At 67.9% G+C, this 691-nt stretch carries 2 pseudogenes; both read right to left on the reverse strand.

The features are described from left to right. Window positions 1–355 (reverse strand): annotated as a pseudogene (locus CFP71_RS43240) (ATP-grasp domain-containing protein); the annotation flags it as partial. Next, window positions 352–691: pseudogene (locus CFP71_RS43245) on the reverse strand (ABC transporter substrate-binding protein); the annotation flags it as partial. The pseudogenes CFP71_RS43240 and CFP71_RS43245, both read right to left, overlap by 4 nt.

The raw sequence follows: 691 nt of genomic DNA on the forward strand, positions 1-691 counted from the left end.
GCAGCACCGCCTTGTCCCGCAGGATCTGCGCCGCCCCGAACCCCGCGCCCGGCAGGCCGTAGCGTTCCGCGAGCCGGGCCGCGAACGGGGTCGCGTACTCGGTCAGCGGGACCACCGCGGCCGGATCGAGGTCACGGTGGACGTGGTAGAACTCGTCCGCCTTGCCGGGGAGGTGGAACTCCCATTCGATCAGTTCGCGCACCAGCGCCGAACCGGCCACCGTCTGCCGCGCGCCGCGTTTGCGGACGACGTCGGGCTCTTCGACGAAGATGACCGAACCGTCCGGCTGGAAGTCCTTGATGGACGACCCCAGCGCGGCGGCCACGAACCCGACCAGCACCACCGGCCTCGTCATACCCCCTCCTCGACGTAGTACCAGTTCTCGGGATTGATCAGCCCGTACGGGTTGATCGGCGAGAACCCGCGCAGGTTGCCCGCGACCTCGAACAGCCGTCTCGGGAACGTCGGCATGAAGATCACCGGCGCCTGCTCGGCGATGTACTCCTGGTACTCGTACAGCGCTTCGAGGGAGTCGGTGGTGACCGTCTTCGCGATCAGCTCGTCCGCCTTGGCGTCACGCCAGTTGCTGAAGTTGCAGGCGGCGCCGCTCTGGAACAGGTTCTCGCCGGTCGGGTAGTTGTAGACCCAGCCGCCGCCCCAGCAGGACAGCTCCCACATCCGCTTCTCACCC

It is taken from the genome of Amycolatopsis thailandensis, from assembly GCF_002234405.1.
Lineage (GTDB): Bacteria > Actinomycetota > Actinomycetes > Mycobacteriales > Pseudonocardiaceae > Amycolatopsis > Amycolatopsis thailandensis.